This window comes from Falsiroseomonas oleicola (genome assembly GCF_019029495.1).
In the GTDB taxonomy this organism is placed as follows: Bacteria; Pseudomonadota; Alphaproteobacteria; order Acetobacterales; family Acetobacteraceae; genus Falsiroseomonas; species Falsiroseomonas oleicola.
This window is the reverse complement of sequence record NZ_JAERQM010000002.1, coordinates 160,040-175,650: the sequence shown is the minus strand read 5'-3', so window position 1 is coordinate 175,650 and position 15,611 is coordinate 160,040. Positions and strand designations below refer to the sequence as shown.

General features: G+C 70.5%; 15 protein-coding genes. 11 read left to right on the top strand and 4 right to left on the bottom strand.

Annotated elements, in window-relative coordinates; all coding sequences use genetic code 11:
• The first annotated feature begins 201 nt into the window (after positions 1-201).
• From acnA to JJQ90_RS07790, 3 genes are all read left to right on the top strand, one after another.
• Positions 202-2,898, top strand: a complete 2,697-nt coding sequence (gene acnA, locus JJQ90_RS07800) for an aconitate hydratase AcnA (RefSeq protein WP_216874120.1) — start codon at positions 202-204, stop codon at positions 2,896-2,898.
• Between the two features lie 178 nt (positions 2,899-3,076).
• On the top strand, positions 3,077-4,012 hold the full coding sequence (locus tag JJQ90_RS07795; RefSeq protein ID WP_216874119.1) for a diacylglycerol/lipid kinase family protein: 936 nt from the start codon (positions 3,077-3,079) through the stop codon (positions 4,010-4,012).
• A gap of 2 nt (positions 4,013-4,014) precedes the next feature.
• Positions 4,015-4,770: a metallophosphoesterase family protein gene (locus tag JJQ90_RS07790; protein WP_216874117.1), complete on the top strand. Its 756-nt coding sequence runs from the start codon at positions 4,015-4,017 to the stop codon at positions 4,768-4,770.
• Between the two features lie 39 nt (positions 4,771-4,809).
• Here JJQ90_RS07790 and JJQ90_RS07785 read toward each other — a convergent pair whose 3' ends face one another.
• Positions 4,810-5,964, bottom strand: coding sequence for an MFS transporter (locus JJQ90_RS07785; protein WP_216874115.1), 1,155 nt, complete (start codon positions 5,962-5,964; stop codon positions 4,810-4,812).
• Between the two features lie 102 nt (positions 5,965-6,066).
• Between JJQ90_RS07785 and JJQ90_RS07780 the strand changes: the two genes are divergently transcribed.
• Positions 6,067-6,375: a hypothetical protein gene (locus tag JJQ90_RS07780; RefSeq protein ID WP_216874113.1), complete on the top strand. Its 309-nt coding sequence runs from the start codon at positions 6,067-6,069 to the stop codon at positions 6,373-6,375.
• Between the two features lie 5 nt (positions 6,376-6,380).
• On the opposite strand, the gene JJQ90_RS07775 is transcribed toward JJQ90_RS07780, so the two are convergent.
• Positions 6,381-7,298 carry a HAMP domain-containing protein gene (locus JJQ90_RS07775; protein ID WP_216874111.1) on the bottom strand — a complete coding sequence of 306 codons (918 nt, stop codon included), beginning with the start codon at positions 7,296-7,298 and terminating at the stop codon, positions 6,381-6,383.
• A gap of 192 nt (positions 7,299-7,490) precedes the next feature.
• Between JJQ90_RS07775 and JJQ90_RS07770 the strand changes: the two genes are divergently transcribed.
• From JJQ90_RS07770 to JJQ90_RS07740, 7 genes are all read left to right on the top strand, one after another.
• A complete protein-coding gene (locus JJQ90_RS07770; protein WP_230410484.1) occupies positions 7,491-10,649 on the top strand; it encodes a helicase-related protein in 3,159 nt (1,052 codons plus the stop codon).
• Between the two features lie 3 nt (positions 10,650-10,652).
• Positions 10,653-10,961: an RNA-binding S4 domain-containing protein gene (locus JJQ90_RS07765; RefSeq protein WP_216874109.1), complete on the top strand. Its 309-nt coding sequence runs from the start codon at positions 10,653-10,655 to the stop codon at positions 10,959-10,961.
• A 124-nt stretch (positions 10,962-11,085) separates the two neighbouring features.
• A complete protein-coding gene (gene fdxA / locus JJQ90_RS07760) occupies positions 11,086-11,418 on the top strand; it encodes a ferredoxin FdxA (RefSeq protein WP_216875198.1) in 333 nt (110 codons plus the stop codon).
• Positions 11,419-11,626: 208 nt separating this feature from the next.
• Complete coding sequence (locus JJQ90_RS07755) at positions 11,627-12,430, top strand: CarD family transcriptional regulator (RefSeq protein WP_230410483.1); 804 nt, start codon at positions 11,627-11,629, stop codon at positions 12,428-12,430.
• A gap of 270 nt (positions 12,431-12,700) precedes the next feature.
• Entirely contained in the window at positions 12,701-13,621 is a 921-nt protein-coding gene (cysD, locus tag JJQ90_RS07750; RefSeq protein WP_216874107.1) for a sulfate adenylyltransferase subunit CysD, read from the top strand.
• Between the two features lie 109 nt (positions 13,622-13,730).
• Positions 13,731-13,976, top strand: a complete 246-nt coding sequence (locus JJQ90_RS07745; protein ID WP_216874106.1) for a FitA-like ribbon-helix-helix domain-containing protein — start codon at positions 13,731-13,733, stop codon at positions 13,974-13,976.
• Positions 13,973-14,395, top strand: a complete 423-nt coding sequence (locus tag JJQ90_RS07740) for a type II toxin-antitoxin system VapC family toxin (protein WP_216874105.1) — start codon at positions 13,973-13,975, stop codon at positions 14,393-14,395. The genes JJQ90_RS07745 and JJQ90_RS07740 overlap by 4 nt, the downstream gene beginning before the upstream one ends.
• Before the next feature lie 6 nt (positions 14,396-14,401).
• Here the strand turns inward: JJQ90_RS07740 and thpR are convergent, their stop codons facing one another.
• Entirely contained in the window at positions 14,402-14,938 is a 537-nt protein-coding gene (thpR, locus tag JJQ90_RS07735) for an RNA 2',3'-cyclic phosphodiesterase (protein ID WP_216874104.1), read from the bottom strand.
• Positions 14,939-14,966: 28 nt separating this feature from the next.
• Positions 14,967-15,578 carry an arylesterase gene (locus JJQ90_RS07730; protein WP_230410482.1) on the bottom strand — a complete coding sequence of 204 codons (612 nt, stop codon included), beginning with the start codon at positions 15,576-15,578 and terminating at the stop codon, positions 14,967-14,969.
• Between the last annotated feature and the right edge of the window lie 33 nt (positions 15,579-15,611).

Here is a 15,611-nt window from a genome sequence, read left to right as displayed (position 1 = left end):
TCCGGCATGCGTCGGACACAAGGCGCGCACAAGCGCGCGCATTGGCGACGCTGGCGGATGGACCGCCCGTCATCCCTGTGGTTTAAGCCGCCTGCTGCGGTCGCGAAAGCGGCACGGCGGAACCGCGCCAGGCTTGGCGGAAGGCGCCCCGCTTCCGGGGTGGCACCCAACCCGGCGCCACGCGAACGGGGACCCCGGACCATGCGGATGATCGGGCAGGACAGCCTGAAGACCCGCCGTACCCTTCAGGTGGACGGCAAGGACTATCATTATTTCAGCCTGCCCGAGGCTGCTGCTGCCATCGGCGATCCGAGCCGGCTGCCGGTCAGCCTGAAGGTGCTGCTGGAGAATGTGCTGCGCTTCGAGGATGGCCGCAGCTATACGGTGGACGACGCCAAGGCCGTCGTCGCCTGGCTGGAGAAGGGCTCCTCCACCAAGGAAGTGCCGTTCCGCCCGGCCCGCATCCTGCTGCAGGACTTCACGGGCGTTCCGGCCGTGGTCGACCTGGCCGCGATGCGCGATGCGCTGAGCAACCTCGGCGGCGATCCGAAGAAGGTGAACCCGCTGGTGCCGGTCGATCTGGTGATCGACCACTCGGTGATGGTGGACTTCTCTGGCACCGCGAATGCGCTGCAGAAGAACGTGGACGTCGAGTTCGAGCGCAATGGCGAACGCTATGAGTTCCTGCGCTGGGGCCAGTCCGCCTTCGCCAATTTCCGCGTCGTGCCGCCCGGCACCGGCATCTGCCACCAGGTGAACCTGGAATATCTGGCCCAGGTCGCCTGGACGTCGCAGGACGGCCCGGACACCTATGTGTTCCCGGATAGCTGCTACGGCACCGACAGCCACACCACCATGGTGAACGGCCTGGGCGTGCTCGGCTGGGGCGTCGGCGGGATCGAGGCCGAGGCCGCGATGCTCGGCCAGCCCATCGCCATGCTGATCCCGGACGTCATCGGCTTCCGGCTCGTCGGCAAGGTGCGCGAAGGCGTCACCGCCACCGACATGGTGCTGACGGTCACGCAGATGCTCCGCAAGAAGGGCGTCGTCGGCAAGTTCGTCGAGTTCTATGGCCCGGGCCTGGAGGACATGGCGCTCGCCGACCGTGCCACCATCGGCAACATGGCCCCGGAATACGGCGCGACCTGCGGCTTCTTCCCGGTCGACCAGACCACCATCGACTATCTGCGCCTGTCCGGCCGCGACGAGCACCGCATCAAGCTGACGGAAGCTTATGCCAAGGCGCAGGGCCTGTGGCGCGATGCCTCCACCCCCGACCCGGTCTTCACCGATACGATGGAACTCGACCTGTCGACGGTCGAGCCCTCCATGGCCGGGCCGAAGCGGCCGCAGGACCGCGTGCCGCTGACCCAGGTCTCCACCAGCTTCGCCAAGGATCTGGCGGCCGGCACCATGGGCGTGCCCGGCGACAAGGCCGATCTGCGCGTGCCGGTGGCGGAGCGTAACTACGACCTCGGCCATGGGGATGTGGTGATCGCGGCGATCACCTCCTGCACCAATACCTCCAACCCCTATGTCATGGTCGCCGCCGGCCTTGTGGCGCGCAAGGCGCGGGCGCTGGGGCTGCGGCCGAAGGCCTGGGTGAAGACCTCGCTGGCGCCTGGGTCCCAGGTGGTCACCGAATACCTCGACAAGGCCGGGCTGACGGCGGATCTGGATGCGCTCGGCTTCCAGACCGTCGGCTATGGCTGCACCACCTGCATCGGCAATTCCGGCCCGCTGGAAGACCCGATCCTGGAGGCCATCGAGGACAACAAGCTGGTCGTCTCCAGCGTCCTCTCCGGCAACCGCAACTTCGAGGGCCGCGTCCACGCCAATGTCCGCGCCAACTACCTGGCCTCGCCGCCGCTGGTGGTGGCCTATGCCCTGGCCGGCACGGTGACGCTGAACATCACCACCGACCCGATCGGCACCGGCAGCAACGGCCAGCCGGTCTATCTGAAGGACATCTGGCCGACGCAGAAGGAGGTGAACGACACGGTTCACTCCGCCGTCTCCCGCGAGATGTTCATGCAGCGCTATGGCGACGTGTTCAAAGGCCCGGCGCAGTGGCAGGCCATCCGCGTCGACACGGACAGCGACACCTACCGCTGGAACAGCGGCTCCACCTATGTCCAGAACCCGCCCTATTTCACCGGCATGACGATGGAGATCCCGCCGATCCCGCCGATCACCGGGGCGCGCATCCTGGCGGAGCTGGCCGACAGCATCACCACCGACCACATCTCCCCGGCCGGTGCCATCAAGAAGACCTCCCCGGCCGGCGACTATCTGCTGGAGCACCAGGTGCGCCAGCACGACTTCAACAGCTACGGCGCCCGCCGCGGCAACCATGAAGTCATGATGCGCGGCACCTTCGCCAACACCCGCATCCGCAACGAGCTGGTGCCGGGCGTCGAAGGCGGGATGACCAAGCATCATCCTTCCGAGGAAATCCTGCCGATCTACGACGCCGCCATGAAGTACAAGGCGGAGGGCGTGCCGCTGGTGATCTTCGGCGGCAAGGAATACGGCACCGGCTCCTCCCGCGACTGGGCGGCCAAGGGCACCTTCCTGCTCGGCGTGAAGGCGGTCATCACCGAGAGCTTCGAGCGCATCCACCGCTCCAACCTGGTCGGCATGGGCGTGCTGCCGCTCACCTTCCAGAATGGCGAGGACCGCAAGTCCCTCGGCATCACCGGCGCCGAGATCATCGACCTGGAAGGGCTGGAGGATCTGAAGGCCCGCATGCAGGTCGGCATGGTCATCCACCGCCCCGACGGCACCACCCACCGCACGACGCTGCTCTGCCGCGTCGATACGGCGGATGAGGTCGAGTACTACAAGAACGGCGGCATCTTGAATTATGTGCTGCGCGGGATGGCCAAGGCGGCCTGATCCGAGCATCGCGCGATTGAGGAAAGGGGGCGCGGTCCGCAAGGGCCGCGCCCTTTTCGCATCCCCGCCAGGGCACGATCACGTGAGGCTCAAGCCCCACCAGCCTGTCCCACAAACATCGCTGGTGTCATCACACAGCTCCGGCGAACCTTTCGCTGGCCAAACCGTTGCGGGTCACATGCGCATCGCCGTCGTCATCAACGCCGCCTCCGGCACAGCTCTTGGCCGCGAGGAAATCGAGGCCGAGGTCACGCGGCATCTCACGGCCGCAGGCCTGGATGCCGTGCTGGTCCCCGATCATGCCGAGGGCCTGCTCGCCCGCCTCGACGAGGCCGTCGCCATGGGCGCGGATGCGGTGGTGGTGGGCGGCGGCGACGGCTCCATCATGGCGGCCGCCGAACGGCTGATGGGCAAGCAGACGGCGCTGGGCATCCTGCCGCTCGGCACCATGAACATGCTGGCCAAGGATCTCGGCATTCCGCTGGAGCTGGAGGCCGCGGCCATCGCGCTGTCGCACGGCCATATCCGCGTGATCGACGTGGCCGATGTAAACGGCCATGTCTTCCTGTGTTCCTCGGTCATCGGCTCCCCCTCCTGGCTCGGCCGGCACCGGGAACGGGGGCGCGGCAAGCGTGGCTGGCTGCCGCGCTTTCGCTTCGCCCTCGCCGCGCTGCGTTCCGAATGGCGGCATCGGCCGATGCGGCTGTCGGTGGCGCTGGAGGGGGGGCGGATCGTCCGGCTCTGGACCCGGGCGCTGGCGGTGGCCAACAATCGCTATGCGGAGGGTTTCGGGCTGATGATGGCGCGCCCGCGCCTCGATGCCGGGGAGTTGGCCCTCTATGTCGCGCGGCGCTACGGCGCCTGGTGGTGGGTGAAGCTGATGGCCGGGATGTTCCTGGGAAGCTGGCGCGGGTCCCGCCTGGTGCAGGAACGCACCGCGAGCCAGGTGACCATCGGCACGCCGCGCACCGCGATCCGGGTGATGAATGACGGGGAGGCGATGCTGCTGACCCCGCCGCTGGTCTATCGCATCCATCCCGCTTCGCTGCGCGTGCTGGTGCCGCCACCCGGGGAGGCCGAGGGCGCCGCCGCCGAAACCGCAGCCGCGGCCTGAGAATGGCCCGACGCATCGCGCATCTCTCGGACCTGCATTTTGGCGCCCATGACCCGGTGGTGGTGGCCAGCTTCACGCAGGAACTGGCGGAATGGCAGCCCGACCTTCTCGCCGTTTCGGGCGACCTGACCCAGGGCGCGCGGCACAGCGAGTTCATCGCCGCCATGGAATTCCTGCGCGGGCTGCGGATTCCCTTCCTCGCCGTGCCGGGCAATCACGACCTGTCGCCCTACAACCTGCTGGAGCGCTTCACCGACCCCTATCGCCGCTGGCGCTTCCATGTGGGGCCGGAGACGGAGCCGGTCTTCACCGATGCGGAGGTGGCGCTGGTCGGCATGAACACGGCCCGCCGCGCCGGCTTCTACCTGAACTGGGCGCGCGGCCGGGTTTCGCGCAGCCGGCTGGCGGCGGCGGAGGCGCATCTGATGGCGCTGCCCCCCGGCCCCTTCCGCATCATCGTGGCCCATCACCCCTTCCAGGCCCCCCTGCTGAAGCCCGGCGCCCGGCTGGTCGGCAATGCCGAGCCGGCGCTGGCCGCCTTCGCGCGGCTGAAGGTGGGGCTGGTGCTGACCGGGCATCTGCATCTGGGCGATGTGCGGCCGGTGCGGGATGGCGCGCTGGTGCTGGCCCAGGCCGGCAGCGCCACCTCCACCCGCCTGCGCGGCACGCCCAATGCCTATAACCGCATCGAGGTGGAAGACGGCCGCGCGAAGGTCACGCCGCGGGTCTGGTACGGGGATGGCTGGCGGGATTTGTAGACCGCGCGATTCAGACCTCCGGTGCCTTCGCACCTCCGGTCATCGCGCTTTGGGACCAATCGCCGCCCCCAGCGCCAGGCTGGCGGGCAGCGCCAGGGCACAGAGCACCGCCATGGCCCAGAAGCCGGCCCCACCCGCCCAGGCATAAAGCGGCCCGCAGACCAAGGCGAGCAGCCCCATCCACAGCCCGACGCCCACCGCCGCGTGCAGGGTCTGCGCCGTGCCGGCCTCGGCTGGCGGCACCACGCGGGACAGCACGGCCATGGTCGCCAGGTGCTGCATCCCAAAGGTCGCGGCGTGCAGCATCTGCGCCGGCACCAGCAGCCAGGGGTCGACCGTCAGCGCCGTCACCCCCCAGCGCAGCACCCCGGCCCCGGCGGCGGCCAGCGACAGGCCGACCGGCCCGAGTCGTGCGACAAGCCCCCGCCCCCAGAGGAACAGCGCCACCTCCGCCAGCACGCCCACGGCCCAGAGCCCGCCGATCAGACCGGCGCCCAGCCCCGCCGCCTGCCAGTGCAGGGTGCCAAAGCCGTAATACAACGCATGGCTGCCCTGGATCAGGGCGGAGACCAGCATCAACCGGCGCACCGCCGGAATGCGCAGCGGCGCCAGGAAGCCGGCCCAGCCGCGCGCCAGGCCTCGCGCCGGCCGGGGCGGTGACGCGGGCAGGACCAGTCCGGCGAGCGCGGTGGCGACCAGCCCCGCAAGCATCAGCCAGACCGCCGCGCCGATCCCGGCCCAGGCCACCGCCTGCCCCACCGCCACCGCCGCCAGCATGAAGGCGATGCTGCCCGCCGCCCGCACCCGGGCATAGTCGAAGCCCGGCGCGCGGCGGGACGCGGCCAGCGCCAGCGCATCGGTCAGCGGCACCACCGGCGCGAAGGCGGCGCTGTGCAGCGCCATCGCCAGCATCAACAGAAGAAAACCCGCCGGCAGCAGGAAGCCGCAGGCGGCCAGCGCCGCGATGGCCGCGCCGGCGACCAGCACCGCCCGCGCATCGCCCAGCGCATCCGCCACCCGCCCGCCCGCCGGCCCCGCCAGCAGCCGCACCGCCGAGCCCACCGCCAGCAGCACCCCGACTTCCTGCGGCGACAACCCCTTGTCGGCCAGCACCGCCGGCAGGAAGGGCAGCGTGACGCCGACCACCACGAACTGGGCACTGTAGAGCAGGACGAAGCGAAGGGCGGGTGTCACCCGCGCAGGCTGGCCTGCCCGGGCAGCGTCGCCAAGGCCTGTTGCCGCATGGCGGAAATCCGCCAAGCTGCGGGGCCTCGTGTCAGGAAAAGGTCAGCCGCGATGGATCCAGGCCTGCGCTGGATGTTGGTCATTGGCGTCGTCGCCCCAGCCCTGTGGATCGCCCTGGCCAGCGCCGATACGCTGGTGCCGCGCCTGCCGATGCAGGAGCTGGGCATCGGACTGGCCGCCGCCATCTGGGTCCTCGAATCGGCCCGCTACCTGCGGCTGCAATGGCGCGACCTGCCGTTGCGGCCGGGCTTCCCGGGTCGCAAGATGCCGACCGATGCCATCGACATGCGCCTGATGGCGGTGCCGGCCGCCACCTTTCTCGGCGCCCTGCTGATGCTGGGTCACCTGCTGCTGGGCTGACCGGCTCAGCCGGCCGCATGCGTCTCCCGAACGGATGAGGTCGCCTCTGCCTCCAGGCGCGCGATGGCGGCCACGGATTGCCCGGCCGCGGCGCGGATGGTCACCACCTGCCGCGCCAGTTCCCGCGCCTCCCGCGCCAGTTCCTCCCACGCCGCACCGGGTGCGAGGCTGGTCTCCAGCGCCCGGGCCGCGGCGCCGGCCGCGATCTGCTCGATATGGCGCGTCGCCGCCTCGATCCCGGGGCCGGCGCCCGGCGCCACCTCCTCCTGCGCCATCAGCGTCGCGATGCGCAGGCGTTCCAGGCTGCGCGCCAGGGCGCCGGCCTCATCCGCCCGCCCGGTGCCGGGCACCGCGCTGTCCAGATTTCCCTCCGCCATGGCATCGGCCACGTCGCGCAAGGCGCGGAAGGGGGCGAAGAGCAGCCGCTCCAGCAGCAGCGCGGCGATCCCGGCGCAGAGCGTGGCGCCGGCCAGCGCCAGCGCCAGCAGGATCAGCCCCAGGCCGGCGGCATCATCGGCCGGCTCGACCAGTCCCGCGCGTGGCGCTGCCTCCGGCATCTGGCGCCCCGGGCCCGCGCCATCGGCCAGGCTGGCGCGCAGGGGGCCCAGATCGACCTGGCCTTCCGGCGCCACCAGCCGTTGCCAGATGCTCAGGTCCCGCTCCAGCACCGCCAGGGCACGGCCCAGCCCGCCCAGCGTCGCGGGCTCCGCCGGACGTGGTGCGAGCAAGGAGAGGGCCTCGGCCGTATCGGGTGACGGCAATGGCGCATCGCTTCGCGGCAGCAGCACGGTTGCGGTCAGGCAAAGACCCAGCAGCGCCCCGAGGCCGATCATCCAGGCAAGGCGACCCTCGTTCGGCTCGGACTGCGATGGGGAATCGAAGCGCGGCCCTGGCTGCAGGGCTCGCCGAAACGTTACGGACATCCTGGGCCTCCTGCCCGAATGTGGCCCGGGGGGAACGGCCACCGGGGGCAGTCTGACCCGCGGAGATTGACACTTCGTTGCCATTTCGATGAAGGCCTGCGGCGTGGCTGCTGTTGCCAAGGGCGCGATGGCGTGCCACGCAACCGCTGCCCCCACGGACCATGCCCAATTCCCAATATGTCCGACCATCACATGTCCCATGGCCAGATGTTTGCCCCGCGCGTTCGCGCGGTGCTTGGCCCGACCAATACCGGCAAGACGCATCTGGCGATCACTCGCCTGCTGGCGCATGCCTCCGGCATCATCGGCTTCCCGCTGCGCCTTCTGGCGCGCGAGAACTACGACCGCATGGTCGCGGCCAAGGGGGAGAAGTACGTCGCGCTGATCACCGGGGAGGAAAAGATCGTCCCCCCCGAGGCGCGCTGGTTCGCCTGCACGGTGGAAGCCATGCCGCTGGACCGCCGCGCTGAATTCGTCGCGGTGGACGAGATCCAGCTCTGCGCCGATGCCGATCGCGGGCACATCTTCACGGATCGCCTGCTGCATGCGCGCGGCATGGTCGAAACCATGTTTCTGGGGGCCGAGACCATCCGGCCGCTGCTTCAGCGACTGGTGCCGCAGGCCGAGATCGAGACGCGGCCCCGCCTGTCGCAGCTGACCCATTCCGGCCCCGCCAAGCTGACAAAACTGCCGCCGCGCAGCGCCGTCGTCGCCTTCAGCGCGGCCGAGGTCTATGCGATCGCGGAGGCCATCCGTCGCCGCCGGGGCGGTTGCGCCGTGGTGATGGGGCGCATGTCGCCCCGCACGCGCAACGCCCAGGTGGCGCTGTACCAGAATCGCGAGGTGGATTTCCTGGTCGCGACCGATGCCATCGGCATGGGCCTGAACATGGATGTCGACCACATCGCCTTCGCCGACCTCCAGAAGTTCGACGGCCACCAGATCCGCCCGCTGAACGCCCAGGAAGCCGCCCAGATCGCCGGCCGCGCCGGCCGCGGCATGCGCGACGGCACCTTCGGGACCACCGCCGAATGCCCGCCGCTGCCGGATGAGCTGGCCCGCCAGATAGAAGGCCATGCCTTCGAGCCACTGGCACAAATCGCCTGGCGCAATTCGGACCTGGATTTCGCCAGCATCGACGGGCTGCTGGACAGCCTTGCCACCGCGCCGCCCACGCCCGGCCTCGCCAAGGGCAATGACGCGGTCGACCACATCACGCTGAACGCCCTGTCCCGCGAATCGGAAATCCGGGAACTCGGCAAGGGCCGCGCCCGCGTGCGGCTGCTGTGGGAAGCCTGCCAGGTGCCGGACTTCCGCAAGATCGCGGATGACAGCCATACGCGGCTCTGCGCCAAGATCTTCGAGCATCTGGCGACGGATGGCCGGCTGCCAAGCGACTGGGTGGCCGGCAATATCGCCGCACTCGGCAATGTCGAGGGTGACCTCGACACCCTGATGGCCCGCCTCGCCAATATCCGCATCTGGTCCTACATCGCCGCCCGCGCCGACTGGATCGCCGATGCCGCGACCCAGCAGGCGGAAGCCCGCAAGGCCGAGGAAGCGGTTTCCGACGCGCTGCATGAGCGCCTGATCGCCCGCTTCGTCGACCGCCGCGCCGCCCATCTGATCCGCCGCCTGGATGACACGGAGGAGACGCTGCTCTCCGCCGTGACGCGCCAGGGCGAGGTGGTGGTGGAAGGCCATACGGTCGGCAAGGTCACCGGCTTCCACTTCCAGCCGGATGCCGAGGCGACCAAGGAGGAAGACAAGCGCCTGGTGCTGCGCGCCGCGCGCCGCGCCCTGCGCGAGGAAATCCCCCGCCGCCTGGCGAGTCTTGAGGTCGCCAAGGACGACGCCTTCCGGCTGACGCCGCAGCACCGGGTGATCTGGGACGAGGCCGAGATCGCCCGCCTGCGCCCGGGGCCGGAGCCGCTGAAGCCGCATGTCGACGTCATCGCCACCGAATTCCTGGACAATGCCCAGCGGGAACGGGTGCGGGTGCGGCTCGCGGCCTGGATGGACTCCCTGGTCAAGCGCGAGCTCGGCGGGCTGGAGGCGATCGAGGCCAAGGCGGCCGAGGACAATACCCTGCGCGGCCCGGCCTTCCGGCTGCGCGAAGCGATGGGCCTCGCCCCCGGCGCGACCGAGCGGGAAATTCCGGCGGAGCTGCGGGCGCGGCTGAAGGCCATCGGCATCCGCGCCGGGCGCTACGCCATGTACCTGCCGGACGTGCTGAAACCGCGCGCCATGGGGCTGCGCGCGCAGCTCTGGGCGCTGCGCCGCAATATCCCGACGCCGCTGCTGCCGAATCCGGGGCTGGTCTCCGTCACCCTGCCGGAAACGCCGCTGCCGGCGCCGGAAGACCCGAACACGCCGCGCGGGCCGGAAGGCTGGCCGCAAGGCTTCGCCCAGATCGCCGGCTGGCTGCCGGCCGGGCGGGTGCTGCTGCGGCTGGATGTGGCGGAGCGGATTGCCGGCGAGCTGGGCTATCTGACCCGCCGTGCTGCCGCGCCGGTGCCGGAGGGTCTTGCCTCCCGCCTCGGGGTGAAGGGCGACACGCTGTCCATGGCGCTGGAGGCGATGGGCTTCCGGCTGATGCCCTCCCCGCCGCTGGAGGAGGGGCAGTTCGGCCCGCTTGTCCCGCCGCGCATCAGCGTGGTGCGGCAGGACCGGCCAATGGGGCCGCGCGGCCCGCGTCGCGATGCGCGCGGGGAACCTCGGGGCGACCAGCATCGGGGCGACCAATCGCGGGGCGATGTGCCGCGTGGGGAACGTGGTCCGCGGCCCGAACGTGCGCCGCGCCCGGCCGATGCCGGCCCGCGTCCGATCTATTTCGGCCCACCCATCCCGCCGGAGCTGCGGCCCAAGCGTGAGGATGGCCCGCGCCATGATGGCCCGCGCCGTGACCGCGGCCGGCCGCCACAGCGCCGGGATGCCGCGCCGGCGGAAGCCGGTACCGCAGGCGCCGCGGCCGAGGCACCGCGCCAGGACCGCCCGCGCTTCGAGGGTCCACGTCGCCCCCGGCCGGATCGGCCCCAAGGGGATCGGCCGCCGCAGGGGGATCGTCCCCAGGGTGACAGGCCGCAAGGTGACAGGCCCCAGGGGGATAGGGCGCCGCGCCCGCAGGGTGACCGGCCCCAGGGGGATCGGCCCCAGGGGGATCGCCCCCAGGCCGACCGTCCGCGTCCCGAGGGGCCGCGCCCCGACCGGCGCGGTGGCGACCGTTTCCCGCGCCCGGATCGCGACCGCGACCGGGGCGGCGGCGACCGGCAGCCGCGCGAATGGTCCTCCGGCCCCAAGCCGGATTCGCCCTTCGCCGTGCTGGCCCAGTTGAAGCTGCGCAAGGACTGACGCGTGGAGGCTGAGCCCGCCTTCCAGCGGCTCGACCTCTGGCTCTGGTGCGCGCGCATCGCCAAGACGCGCGGCGAATGCGCGCGCCAGGTCTCCAACGGGCGCGTGCGCGTCAACAGCCAGCGGACCGACAAGCCGCATTACAAGCTGCGCCCCGGCGATGTGCTGACACTGGCCATGGCGGGCGAGGTCCGCATCTGGCGCGTGCTGGCCCTGGCGGCGCGGCGCGGCCCGGCCAGCGAGGCCCGCGGGTTGTATGAAGACCTCTCCGATCCCGCGCCCGAGGGACGATCCGGGCCGGAACCGGCGTGATGATGCAGCGCAACCGCTTGCCATGCGCCGGATGCTGGGCCATGTGGGGCTGGCCGCGGCCCCGAACTGGCGCGGTGGTGGAGCCGCCAATGGGCGCGGCCCCGCATCCCCGCCGGAGGCGCAGTTGACCTACGTCGTCACCGAGAACTGCATCAAGTGCAAATACATGGACTGCGTGGAAGTCTGTCCGGTGGACTGCTTCTATGTGGGCGAGAACATGCTCGTCATCCACCCGGATGAATGCATCGACTGCGGCGTCTGCGAGCCCGAATGCCCCGCCGAGGCCATCCTGCCGGACAGCGACGACAAGGCGACGCCCTGGGTCGAGCTGAACCGCACCTACGCCACGCAATGGCCGAACATCACCCGGAAGGGCGAAGCGCCGGACGATGCGGATGAGTGGAAGGACAAGCCCGGCAAGAAGGACCTGTTCGACCCGGCCCCCGGCAAGGCCTGAGCCCTTCAACGAGGGTCAAGCGAAGCCGATTCCGGCCGGGGGGTGGCAATTCGCCCCGCTTTGTATTACATAATCAATGGGATCGGGAAGTTGCGGCGCCATGCAGCCGCCTTGCCGCCCATCGGGTCCATGACATGCCCAAGCCTGGGGCCCCCTTGCCATCGGCACGGGGGCAGCCGGGGTGCGGGATGCAGAATCGGGTGGCCATATGAAGCAAACCGCCCAGGCGAAAACCGGCGAGACGGCGAAGTCCGGTCCGGCGACAACCCAGAAATCCGAGCCGGAGGCCGAGACCTCCGCCGAGATCAAGGTCGCCAAGCCTGAAAAGAAGGCGGGCACGGCGCCGCTGCCACCGCGCCAGGATTCCCCCCCGCCGCCGCATCGCCCGCCCGGCCGCCCTGGCTCCGGCGCCTCCAATGCGCCCCGGCCGCCGATGTTCCCGCCGCGCGGCGGCCCGCGCCCGCTGCCGCAGGACGATGAGGAGGGCGCGAGCCCGCCGCCACCGCCCCGCCCCAAGGGCCCGCCGCCGGAATTCCATCCGGGCGACCATGTGGTCTACCCGACCCATGGCGTCGGCCAGGTGCAGGGCATCGAGGACATGCCCGTCGCCGGCATGTCGCTCAAGGTGATCATCGTCACCTTCGAGGAAAACCGCATGACCCTGCGGGTGCCGGTGAACAAGGCCGCCTCCTCGGGCCTGCGCAAGCTGGCGACCGGCGACCACATGGCCGAGGCGCTGGAAGTTCTGCGCGGCCGCGCCCGCATCAAGCGCACGATGTGGTCCCGCCGCGCCCAGGAATATGAGGCGAAGATCAACTCCGGCGACCCGCTGGCGATCGCGGAGGTCGTGCGCGACCTGCACCGCAACGCCGGCCAGCCGGACCAGTCCTTCTCCGAACGGCAGATCTACGAACAGGCGCTGGACCGCCTGGCCGCCGAACTCGCCGCCATCGACCGCACCGACAAGGCCGCGGCCTCGGACAAGCTGCTGACCTTCCTGAAGGCGGTTTGATTTTTGTACCCTCAGACGCCGGGCGCGCGCTCCGCGCGCCTGGCTCATCGCGCCGAAGGCGCGGCCTCGGCCGGCAAAGCCGGCCGCCTCGTTTCAGGCCCCTCAGACGCCGGGCGCGCGCTCCGCGCGCTTGGCTTCGCCGCATAAGCGGCGGGCCGCCTTCGCGGCCTCGGCCGGCAAAGCCGGCCGCCTGGGGCGCAGGGCCACTTCCGCCTCCCGCCCCGCCGTGCCATCAGACACGGCGCGTCCACCGCAGAGGCAACGTCCCCCATGCCAACCGAGACCGCCCACCGCCTGACGCCCCATCTCAGGCGCCTGGAGGCGGAGGCCATCGGCATCCTGCGCGAAACCGCGGCCAGCTTCCGCAACCCCGTCCTGCTCTACTCCATCGGCAAGGACAGCTCCGTCGTCCTGCAACTGGCGATGAAGGCCTTCGCCCCGGGCAAGCCGCCCTTCAGCCTGCTGCACATCGCCACCGGCTGGGATTTCCGGGCGATGCTGGATTTCCGCGACCGCCGCATGGCCGAGCTGGGCCTGGACTGCATCGTCCATACCAACCCCGATGGCCTGGCCCGCGGCATCGGCCCGATCAGCCACGGCTCCCAGCTCCATATGAACGTCATGGGGACGGAGGCGCTGAAACAGGCGCTCGACGCCCATGGCTTCGATGCTGCCATCGGCGGCGCCCGGCGCGACGAGGAAAAGGCCCGCGCCAAGGAACGCGTGTTTTCCTTCCGCGCCCCCGGCCATGTCTGGGACCCGCGCGGCCAGCGGCCGGAACTCTGGGGCCTCTACAACACCCGCATCAATCCGGGCGAGGAAATGCGGGTCTTCCCGCTGTCCAACTGGACCGAATTCGACGTCTGGGACTACATCGCCGCCGAATCCATCCCCGTCGTCCCGCTGTACTACGCCGCCCCGCGCCCCATGCTCCGCCGCAACGGCGCCCTCATCATGCGCGACGACGACCGCATGCCGCTGGAACCGGGCGAGACGGTGGAAACCATGTGGGTCCGCTTCCGCACCATGGGCGACTGGCCCCTGACCGGCGCCCATGAAAGCCGGGCGGAGACCATCGACCAGGTCCTCACCGAAATCCGCGAAAGCCGCCACAGCGAACGCCAGGGCCGCCTGATCGACAACGACCAGGAAGCCTCCATGGAACGCAAAAAACGCGAAGGGTATTTTTGACAGGCTGCCGCTGCAGGGTTGCGAAGTGGGGCGCCTGGGTTGGGGGCGGCGGGGTGTTGGGAGCGGGTTTGCGTTGACAGGGGTGGGGCTGGGGCGGGATTCTGGGGGCATGGGCAGCCTCACCATCCGCAATCTCGATCCCGGGCTGAAGGACAGGCTGCGTGCCCGCGCGGCGGAACAGGGACGGTCGATGGAAGCGGAAGCGCAGCACATCCTGCAAAGCGCCCTTTCCACCCCCGACACCGGCAAGACGGACCTCGGCGCCCGCATCCGGGCGCGCTTCGCCCCATTGGGCGACGTCGATCTGGAGCTTCCCGCACGCGAAGAGGCCAGGGACCCTCCCGGCTTCGCGTGACCCTGATCCTCGACACCAACGTCCTGTCGGCCCTGATGCGTGCCGAACCCGATCCGGCATTGATGGGCTGGATCGCAGCCCAGCCCATCGACCAGCTTTGCACGACGACACTGACGCAGGCCGAGATCATGGCAGGCCTGGCCATCATGCCCGAAGGCCAGCGCCGCACGCGCCTGATCGAAACGGCCATCGCGATGTTCGCCGAGGATTTTGCCGGTCGCCTGCTGCCCTTCGACAGCGCTGCAGCCGAGGCCTATGCCAGGATCTTCGCGGAGCGCCGTCGCGCCGGGCGGCCGACCACCACCATCGACCTGATGATCGCAGCCATCGCGCACTGCCGAACGGCCAGCGTGGTCACCCGCAATGGCCGTGATTTCGAAGGCTTTGGCGTGAGGGTGATCGACCCCTGGGCGAGGTAGCCGCCCTCATCCCAGCTCGTACTCCACCTCCGGCACGTAATGCGCCGCCTCCTTCCCCAGATAGGACGAAAACAGCACGAAATTGTCGATCGGCACCGGCGGGGACCGGAACAGGCTGTGGGCATGAACAAAACCGATCAGCTTGTGCGTCTCCGCCTTCTCGGTCCGCGCCAGGGTCACATGCGGGGCGAAGCGGCGGCGTTCCGGCTCCAGCCCGACGCGCTGCAACGCCGTCTCCACCTTGGCCTGAAGCCGCGTCAGCGCCTCGCTGCGTTCGGCGGTGATGTGGATGGACTGGATGCGGCCGCCCTTCTCGAAGGTGCCGATCCCGGCCAAGGCCAGGTCGAAGCGCGGCGCGCGGATCGCGGCGAGGGCCGCATCCACCTCCTCCGCCTGCCAGGATTCCACCTCCCCGATGAAGCGCAGCGTCAGGTGGTAGTTCTCCGGCGGCACCCAGCGGGCGCCGGGGATGCCGCCGACCAGCGCGGCGAGCTGGGCCTTGACCTCGTCCGGCAAGGCAAGGGCGACGAAGAGACGAACCATGGCAGGCGGCTCCGAATCCGGGGCGGTGTCAGCCTGCGGCGGAAGCCGGTATGCGGTCCAGTAGCGTTTCGATGGCGGGCAGCATCCGCTCCGCCATAATCTGCGCGCCGCGCGGATTGGGGTGGATGCGATCCGCCTGGTTCAGCGCCGGGTCGCCGGCCACGCCCTCCAGCAGGAAGGGGTAGAACACCACCTGCGGCCGCGCCGCCGCCAGATCGGTGAAGACGGCGGTGAAGTCGCGGCCGTATTCCGCGCCGAGATTGGGCGGCGCCATCATCCCCGCCAGCAGCGTCGGGATATTCCGCGCCGCCAGCCCGTCCAGGATCGCGGTCAGGTTGGTGCGCATCTGCGCCGGGGTCAGCCCGCGCAGCGCGTCATTGCCGCCGAGTGCCACGATCGCCGCCTGCGGCCGGTCGGCCAGCGCCCATTCCAGCCGGGACCGCCCGCCCGCCGTGGTATCGCCGGACACGCCGGCATCCAGCACCCGCACATTGCGGCCGCGCTCGCGCAGCAGGGCTTCGATCCGGGCTGGCGGCCCCTCCCCCCGCGCCAGGCCGTAGCCCGCGGTGATGGAATCGCCCAGCATCAGCAGGCGCACCTCGGACGTCTGGGCGCGGGTGCCCCTGGTCGCAGCCAGCAATATTCCGATACCGAAGGCCGCCTTTTGCAGCGC

What these genes read in the sequence shown, in the direction of transcription:
- thpR (WP_216874104.1), bottom strand. Translation starts at nt 14,938, where the DNA reads ATGGTTCGTCTCTTCGTCGCCCTTGCCTTGCCGGACGAGGTCAAGGCC.
- cysD (WP_216874107.1), top strand. Translation starts at nt 12,701, where the DNA reads ATGCCAACCGAGACCGCCCACCGCCTGACGCCCCATCTCAGGCGCCTG.
- JJQ90_RS07770 (WP_230410484.1), top strand. Translation starts at nt 7,491, where the DNA reads ATGTCCCATGGCCAGATGTTTGCCCCGCGCGTTCGCGCGGTGCTTGGC.
- acnA (WP_216874120.1), top strand. Translation starts at nt 202, where the DNA reads ATGCGGATGATCGGGCAGGACAGCCTGAAGACCCGCCGTACCCTTCAG.
- JJQ90_RS07755 (WP_230410483.1), top strand. Translation starts at nt 11,627, where the DNA reads ATGAAGCAAACCGCCCAGGCGAAAACCGGCGAGACGGCGAAGTCCGGT.
- JJQ90_RS07790 (WP_216874117.1), top strand. Translation starts at nt 4,015, where the DNA reads ATGGCCCGACGCATCGCGCATCTCTCGGACCTGCATTTTGGCGCCCAT.
- JJQ90_RS07795 (WP_216874119.1), top strand. Translation starts at nt 3,077, where the DNA reads ATGCGCATCGCCGTCGTCATCAACGCCGCCTCCGGCACAGCTCTTGGC.
- JJQ90_RS07775 (WP_216874111.1), bottom strand. Translation starts at nt 7,298, where the DNA reads ATGTCCGTAACGTTTCGGCGAGCCCTGCAGCCAGGGCCGCGCTTCGAT.
- JJQ90_RS07745 (WP_216874106.1), top strand. Translation starts at nt 13,731, where the DNA reads ATGGGCAGCCTCACCATCCGCAATCTCGATCCCGGGCTGAAGGACAGG.
- JJQ90_RS07780 (WP_216874113.1), top strand. Translation starts at nt 6,067, where the DNA reads ATGGATCCAGGCCTGCGCTGGATGTTGGTCATTGGCGTCGTCGCCCCA.